The sequence below is a fragment of the Nocardia acidivorans NBRC 108247 genome (assembly GCF_001625085.1).
Lineage (GTDB): Bacteria > Actinomycetota > Actinomycetes > Mycobacteriales > Mycobacteriaceae > Nocardia > Nocardia acidivorans.
In genome coordinates this window covers 1-7699 of sequence record NZ_BDAW01000130.1, presented here as the reverse complement: position 1 = coordinate 7699, position 7699 = coordinate 1, and the positions used below count along the sequence as shown (strand labels likewise).

General features: G+C 66.6%; 6 protein-coding genes and 1 pseudogene. 6 read left to right on the top strand and 1 reads right to left on the bottom strand.

The genetic code is table 11. From position 1 onward, the window contains the following. From NA10_RS34825 to NA10_RS34805, 5 genes are all read left to right on the top strand, one after another. Window positions 1-261 (top strand): response regulator transcription factor (locus tag NA10_RS34825; protein WP_245678236.1); only part of this gene is annotated, 261 nt, incomplete at its 5' end. Between the two features lie 45 nt (window positions 262-306). After that, window positions 307-1437, top strand: coding sequence for a hypothetical protein (locus NA10_RS34820; RefSeq protein WP_067574964.1), 1131 nt, complete (start codon window positions 307-309; stop codon window positions 1435-1437). Window positions 1438-1541: 104 nt separating this feature from the next. Next, the gene (locus NA10_RS34815) at window positions 1542-2900 is read left to right on the top strand and encodes a S1 family peptidase (RefSeq protein ID WP_084515691.1); all 1359 of its coding nucleotides are present in this window, start codon (window positions 1542-1544) and stop codon (window positions 2898-2900) included. 168 nt (window positions 2901-3068) lie between these two features. Further along, window positions 3069-4409: a S1 family peptidase gene (locus NA10_RS34810; RefSeq protein WP_157556995.1), complete on the top strand. Its 1341-nt coding sequence runs from the start codon at window positions 3069-3071 to the stop codon at window positions 4407-4409. A gap of 175 nt (window positions 4410-4584) precedes the next feature. Beyond that, on the top strand, window positions 4585-5421 hold the full coding sequence (locus NA10_RS34805) for an NRDE family protein (RefSeq protein WP_067574962.1): 837 nt from the start codon (window positions 4585-4587) through the stop codon (window positions 5419-5421). A gap of 76 nt (window positions 5422-5497) precedes the next feature. On the opposite strand, the gene NA10_RS34800 is transcribed toward NA10_RS34805, so the two are convergent. Next, window positions 5498-6238, bottom strand: coding sequence for a DUF8020 domain-containing protein (locus NA10_RS34800; protein WP_245678237.1), 741 nt, complete (start codon window positions 6236-6238; stop codon window positions 5498-5500). A gap of 333 nt (window positions 6239-6571) precedes the next feature. Between NA10_RS34800 and NA10_RS34795 the strand changes: the two are divergent. Further along, window positions 6572-7699, top strand: a pseudogene (locus NA10_RS34795) (Fe-S oxidoreductase); the annotation flags it as partial.

The following is a 7699-nucleotide window of genomic DNA, read 5'->3' as shown; positions in this document are numbered from 1 at the left end:
CCGATGCGCGCGCCCGTTCCGGCCGCCCCGGCGCCGCGCCCCGAAGCGCGCACCGATACGGTCCTGAGTGAACGGGAGCGGGAGGTCGCCGAGCTTGTACTACTGGGCTTGACCTACCGGGAAATCGGGGCTCGCCTCTATATCTCCGCCAAAACGGTGGAACACCACGTCGCCCGGATACGGCGTCGGATCGGTGCGGGCTCACGTTCGGAGTTATTGTCAATGCTCCGCGCCATGGGTCACGGTTCCCTCCTCGTATGACCCCGGCGCGGAGAGTTCCCGGACACACCGAGTGAGGTAACGACGATGGCCACTGGGGTGGGGCTGCGGATAGCCGACGACGAATCCGTCGTGGCTGTCGTGACCGGCGACGACACCACACTCCCGGTGCACTACATCGTGCGCGAGTCGATCCTGCACATGTCCGATGACGGTGACGCGGTGCTCGGCGGTGACGCACCGCCCGAGGACGCGCATTCGATCAGCGGTTTCGTGGCCGCCGTCGGCGATCCGGCGGGAATGCCGGTGGACGAGGGCGAGGCGTACCGCGCCGAGGATCTGATGGCGACCGCCGCCTTCTGCCTGATCAATCTGGCCGCCGATCATCTGAACGGTCCGGCCGAGTTCTATGCCACGTATCCGACCGGTTGGCCGCAGGAGAATGTGCGGGCGCTGCGCGAGGCCCTGGACTATCTGGGCCTGAAGTCGGTGGTGCTGGTCAGTGAGCGTGATCTGCCGCAGTCGGACGGTGATACCGGAAAGTCGTTCGCGTACAACGCGGCTCGGGCCGCGCTGGCCGCGGTGCTGGCGACCCCGGCGGGGCTGACCCCGCCCGATCCGGACGCGGGCACCGTCAACGCGGCCGATGTCACCGATATCCTGCCGGCGCTGCCGACCGCCGAACCGCTGTTGCAGGCGTACTCGGCCGCCATTCCCACCGCCACCACCGCCGATCGCGCGGTGGGTCCGGTTACCGCCGAGCAACCGATCGTGCGGCTACCGAGACAGCGCGCCAATCGCGGCACCTACATGATCGCCGCGGCCACCGCCCTGATCGGTTTGCTGCTGGGCGGTCTCGGGGCGGCGGCGGTGTGGCGGCAGGACGACTCCACCCCCGGGCCGCCGCGCGGCGAGGTGGCGAACCAACCGGTCGCCACCGCAGGCGCGGTGCCACCGCTGCTACCCCCGCCGCCGGACATCTCCTCCGAAATACCGGTCCCGCCCGCGGATTCGGGCTACTCCGAGACCACCACCGCTCCGCCGCCGACCACTCCGCCACCGACCACCACCGAGGCGCCGCCGACCAGCACGACGCGGCCCAGTCCACCGCCCACCACGGTCACCACACCGCCGTACTATCGGTACCCTCCGGTCCCCACCTGGAGCCTGCCGACGCCGCCGGTCTTCCAGGATCCGTGGCCGCAGTATCCGAATTGATTTCGTAGCGCCCATATGTGATTGATGCCCTAAAGTGGTGCGCTGACCGATGTTCCGCCAACTAACCGGACCGTCGGTCTGCTGGTGCACTACGAAGGGACTCCATGCGCAAGTTCATGGCGCGCCGCGCCACGGTCCGAGCAGCAACCATCGCTTTTGCCTCGACCGTCCTGGTCGGCCCGTTGTTCGCGGCGATTCCCGCCGGTGCGGAGCCAGTCGATCAGCTTGCCGCGGACAAGCTTCCGGCCGAACTCGTACAGGCCATCCAGCGCGATCTGAAGATGACCCCTGCCGAGTACCTGGACCGCGCCGCCAAGGCACAGCAATTGCGGGACTACGCAAGGGAATTCCGCTCCGAGCGCCCCGAGGACTTCGCCGGCGCCTGGCTGGGCACCGACGGTAAACCGGTGCTCGCGGTCACCTCGCTCGATGCCGCCAAGATCGCCGCGGCCGACGGCTACCAGACCCGGCTGGCCCCGATCAACGCCGACGGCCTGGAGGGCTCGGTCGATCAGCTGAACAGCTGGATCACCAGTCTCCCGCGCGAAATCTCCGGCGCGATCAATTCGGTCGCCATCGATTTCCTCAATAGCCAACTGGTACTGAGCGTCGCGAACACGCCCGCGGGACATCTGCTGAATCTGCCCACCCTGATCGCGAATATCAAGGTGGTGCTCTCCCCCGACAGCGGCGGTCCGGTGGAGCGCCGCCCGATGGGTGGCGACACCTATATCAGCGCGCCGACCTCGCTCACCGATTCGTCGCTGCAGAGCGTCGATGTCTGCTCGTTCGGATTCAACAGCGTCGATGCCGCGGGCAATGCCCTCAACATCAGTGCCGGGCACTGCAATCCGAATATCGGCAAGGCGAATGAACAGGCCGATGTGTACCTGCCCAATATTCGGAATCTGACCGCGAGCCCGCCGCTGGGCAGCTTCGTACGCTCGCAGCTGGGCGGCGGCAACGCACTGGACTACTCGGTCATCAAGTTGAACGAGGCCGCGGTGAAGGCGGGCATGGACCAGCCCTCGGTGCGCGGCGCCAACGGCACCACCCTCACCATCACCGGTGTGGCCGATCCGATCACCGGTGCGCCCATCTGCAAGTCGGGCCAATCCTCCACGTTCACTTGCGGTTTCGTGGTGGCCGATCGGGTGGAGACCCAGCTGTTCACCGCCGAGGGCCAGTCCAAGACCGTGCGCGGCTTCGCCTCCAGCGCGTGCACCCTGGGTGGTGACAGCGGCGGCGCGATCGTCTCGGGCACGCTGGCACTGGGAATCACCAGCGGTTCGAATGCCGCCGACGCGCCGAATTGCAATGAGGCCAATAGCCAGCTCGCCCAGTACGGCGGAACCGCGACACTGGGCATTCCGGTGCGCGCCATCCTGGCCGATATCAGCGCGAATTCCGGTGGCGGACTCGGCAACGGTATTCAGGTGCGCACACGTCCGAACACGAACTAACGCTGAACACTCGACCAACAGAAGTCGGCCGCGAACCTCCGATCGGGTTCGCGGCCGTCTCACTGCGTGGGGAGACCGCGAAACCCGCCGTAGCGAAGCGGAGGCAAATTAATAGAGCCACGCGGCAATAAGTAGGCATAACGGGGCTGAGCCCATATAGTCGGCTTCATGCTCCTGCCACGTATGCGCTATTCCTCGCTGCCCGTGGGCCGCCGCAGGCCGCGGTCCCTTGTCCGTTCAGCGGCGATCGCGGCCAGCGCGCTGCTGATCGCCGGACCGGTGGCGGTAAGCGCACACGCGGAACCCGCGACACCCGATCTGCCCGCGGAGCTGATCACCGCCATCACCCGCGATCTGAAGATCTCGCCCCAGGACTATCTGAACCGCGCCGCCCTGGCCCAGCAGGTGGCCGCCTTCTCCGCCACCGCCCAGCGCCAGTTCCCGCAGGTCTTCGCGGGCTCCTGGCTGGACGAGGCCGGTAAGGCCGTGGTCGCGCTCGCCGACGGTCCGGGTATCGACGCGGCCCGCAAGGCCGCCGCCGACGCCGGATTCACCGTCAAGGACGTCGCCAAGAGCGAATCCACCCTGCGCGGTGAGAAGAACGCCTTCCAGAAGTGGCTCGAGGGTCAGCCCGACACCGTGGCCAAAGCCGTGCGCGGCGTGGCCATCGACACCATGAACAACAGCATCGCGGTCCGGGTCGAGCAGACCGGACTGGCGTTGCCGAACTTCGTCGATCCGGCCCGGGTCATCGTGATGGCGGTGCCGCCGACCGGCGGCGAGGACGCGAATGTGCCGCAGGCCGGCGCCATCGCGGGTAACGGCGCGGGCCCGCTGGCCGCCGGTGACGCCTACGCGTCGGTGGCCGGTCGCATGTCGCTGCGCTGCTCGCTCGGCTTCAACGGCCTGGACCGCAATGACAATGTCGTGAATATCACGGCGGGACACTGCAATCCGAACATTCCGGCCACCGGCGGGGCGAACTCCCCCGGTGTGTTCGAACTGCTCGGCACCGATCACACCGGCGCGCAGATCGGCAGCTTCCAGAAGTCGATCCTGGGCGCGCAGGACTACTCCATCGTCTCGGTCGCCGACGGCGCGCGGGATCGCCTCTCCAACAACCTGGTTCGAGTGCCGAACGCCGCGCCGGTCGCCATCACCGGTATCGCGGTGCCGGTCGTCGGCGCGCCGGTCTGCAAGTCGGGTTCGCGCACCGGCTTCAGCTGCGGTGTGGTGAACGCGGTCGATCAGACCGTGCAGGTCGGCGATCACCAGCTCACCCAGAGCTTCTCGGCCAATATCTGCGCCCTGCCCGGCGACAGCGGCGGCCCGATCGTCACCGGCACCCTGGCCCTGGGCATCTCCAGCGCCTCCTCGGTCGCCGACTACCCGGTCTGCGAGATCCCCAACCTGATCGGCCTGATCACCGGCAACGCACCGCAGCTGTTCGCCCAGCCGATCAGCACGGTGCTCTCGGACAACCCGGGTCTGCGGGTCCGCACCAACTGAGCGGTACCGCACCGAGCAAGAGCCGGTAGAGGGGCCGGTAGCCATTGGGCTACCGGCCCTTCCGCCTGTCCGGGGCAGTATGCGGGGTGGGTCGGGCAGCGTTGTGACCACAGTGGCGGGACTGGGACATGCCAAGGCGGGGTTCGGGCGGGCGATCATCCGGCATGCTGGAGTGATGTGTTTGGTGTTGGCCGGGTGGCGGGCGCATCCCGAGTATCGGTTGATCGTCGCGGCGAACCGGGACGAGTTCTTCACTCGTCCAACCGAATCGCTGCGATGGTGGGATGAGGTGCCCGGCCTGCTGGCCGGACGCGATCTGGGTGCGGCCGGTCCGGTACCGGGCACCTGGCTCGGATTGGCGCGCGACGCACACCGATTCGCCGCGGTCACCAATGTGCGCGGACCGAACGAGGGACGCCTCGACGCGCGCTCGCGCGGGGCCCTGCTGATGGATTTCCTGCGCGGTGAACAGGATTCGGAGAAGTTCGTGCGCGGTGTCGCCGCCGCGCCGGATGACTACAACGGGTTCAACCTGCTGGTCTCGGATCTGGAATCGCTGTGGTGGCACAGCAATCGCGGTGGACAGGGTCCGCGCGAACTCACCGCGGGCTTCCACGGTCTGTCCAATGGCGCACTCGCGGCATCCCTGCGGCCCGATGGCGCGGTTTCCACCGGAACCGATACTCCGCCCTGGCCCAAGGTCCGCGAGGGCGTGCTGGGCCTGCACAGGACGGTGCAATCGGATCCCGCCGATGTGTCCGGCTATCTCGCGGTACTCGCGGACCGGCGGCACGCGGCCGACGCCGAGCTACCCGACACCGGTATGGACCTGGCGAGCGAACGCGCGGCCTCGGCCCCCTTCGTCGATCACCCGCTGCACGGGACTCGATGCAGCACAGTGCTGCTGGTGCGCGAGGACGGCCGCTTCGAGATGACCGAGCGCACCTTCGGTCGCTCGGCCCGGCCCGAGAGCACCGTCACGTTCCGGGGCCGCCTGGAACTACCGGCCTGACGACCGGACCCGGAAAACACGACCGGCCCGCCCCGACGAAGCGGGCGGGCCGGTACGGGCGGTGCCAGATGCTAGATCAGTTGGCCCACTTGGTGGTGCCGTCCGGCGCCTGCAGCGTCTGGATGAGCTCCAGACCGGCCGCGATCAGCGTCGGGCCACCCACGGCGATGGTGCCGAGGATGCCGCCGATGCCCGCGCCCGCGAGCAGACCGGGCACGCAGCCCGCGATCACGGTGACCAGGCAGCCGATACCCGCGCCGAGCGCGGTGCCGACGAAGGTGCCGATGCCGGTGGCCAGCGCGAACTGGGTGGAGAAGTTGCTCATCGCGCTCTGGTTCTCACGAGCCGACGCGATGGGCTTGACGGCCAGCGGCGCGGTGCCGGGCTGGAAATCGGCGGGCTTCTCGGGAACGATCTCGAGAACCTTGCCGTCATCCTTGACCGTCGGCTTGACCTGCACATCGGTGCCCGCCACATCGAACTGCAGCGGGAAGGAGATTGCGGTGGCGCCCTTGACGTCCTTGACGTTGACGATCGTCACCTTGGGGTCTTGCGGAGTCGCCCCGTCCTGCTCGGTCAGCTCGAAGGTGCCGTTCTTGAGCGTCGAAACGACGGTCTTGACGTCCTTGTCATCGACCTTCTGGTCGACGAGCTTGCTGGAGTAGGAGATCCCTGCGGGCTCCGTGCTGGCATCGGCGTGGGCAGAAGTCATCCCAATGGTCATTGCGCCGATGACCAAGGCAGCCGCCGCAGTGGTGCTGCGAAACTTCATTCGGTTTTTTTCCAATCCGTCATCAGGTAAATCCGCTGTCCGCATCTTCGCCACGCGAGGCCCTGGCTTCCCTCGGGCCCTGCCTACGCGCTGGTGGCGACACTCCCCGAGCATGTGAAGATGCGCACAGACTTCGGACGACGTGATCTTAATCGAACAGTTGCCGATTAGCGACATTCGCTATGCCCTGAAAGGCAGGGGCTTTCTAAGTAAGCCTGCCCTTTGTTAAAGGCGTGATTTGCCGGGATTTACGGTGTGGGAACACGCTGGACAGTTAAGTTACCGACGGGTAACTTACCGTTCGTTAGGATACGAGCCAACCGGGGCGGACCAGGCCGTCCCCGAAGAGCTTGTTGAACCGGTCAGAAAGGTCGCGACATGAATGCCCTGACAGTGACACTGGGCACGATTGGGGCGGTGTTCACAGTCTTCTGCTGGGCATCGTTCATCGGTGGCGTACGCAACATCACACGCACCGTCATGGTCGGTCAGTCCGCGCCGGATCGGTGGCGGCCGTTCATCCCACGCTTCAAGACCATGCTCGTGGAGTTCCTCGCGCATACCCGGATGAACAAATTCCGCACGGTGGGCTGGGCGCACTGGCTGGTCATGATCGGCTTCCTCGCCGGGTTCATCCTGTGGTTCGAGGCCTACGGTCAGACCTTCGAGCCCGAATTCCACTGGCCCATCATCGGGTCCTGGGGCATCTACCACCTGGTGGACGAAATCCTCGGCATCGGAACGGTGGTCGGCATCGTCGCGCTGATCATCATCCGTCAGCTGAACCACCCCCGTGTGCCCGAACGCCTTTCGCGCTTCAGCGGTTCGAAGTTCGCCCCCGCCTACGTGATCGAGAGCATCGTGCTCGTCGAGGGCCTGGGCATGATCTTCGTCAAGGCGGGCAAGATCGCCACCTACGGCGAATCCCACACCTGGAGTGACTTCTTCACCGAGCAGGTCGCCAAGCTGCTGCCCTCCTCGATCGCCATGGTGTCGATCTTCGCGTTCATCAAGCTCTGCTCCGGCGCGCTCTTCCTGCTGCTGGTCGGCCGCAACGTCACCTGGGGTGTGGCCTGGCACCGGTTCGCCGCCTTCCCGAACATCTACTTCAAGCGCGAGGACGACGGCACCGTCGCGCTCGGCGCGCTGAAGCCGATGATGTCGAACGGCAAGCCGATCGATATGGAGACCGCGGATCCGGACAACGACACCTTCGGCGTCGGCAAGTTCGAGGATTTCTCCTGGAAGGACATCCTCGACGTCACCACCTGCACCGAATGCGGTCGCTGCCAATCCCAGTGCCCCGCATGGAATACCGGTAAGCCGCTCTCGCCCAAACTGCTGATCATGTCGCTGCGCGACCACGGCTACGCCAAGGCGCCGTACCTGCTGGCCGGTGGCCGGAAGGATATGGGCGGCGACGAGATCGGCCTGGTCGACAAGGACGGCAAGCCGAACGAGCGTGCGCTGGCGAACATTTCGGAGGCCGCGCGGGTTGAGGCGGAT

Coding starts and splice junctions, on each gene's coding strand:
- NA10_RS34820 (WP_067574964.1), top strand. CDS start 307: ATGGCCACTGGGGTGGGGCTGCGGATAGCCGACGACGAATCCGTCGTG.
- NA10_RS34815 (WP_084515691.1), top strand. CDS start 1,542: ATGCGCAAGTTCATGGCGCGCCGCGCCACGGTCCGAGCAGCAACCATC.
- NA10_RS34810 (WP_157556995.1), top strand. CDS start 3,069: ATGCTCCTGCCACGTATGCGCTATTCCTCGCTGCCCGTGGGCCGCCGC.
- NA10_RS34805 (WP_067574962.1), top strand. CDS start 4,585: ATGTGTTTGGTGTTGGCCGGGTGGCGGGCGCATCCCGAGTATCGGTTG.
- NA10_RS34800 (WP_245678237.1), bottom strand. CDS start 6,238: ATGCGGACAGCGGATTTACCTGATGACGGATTGGAAAAAAACCGAATG.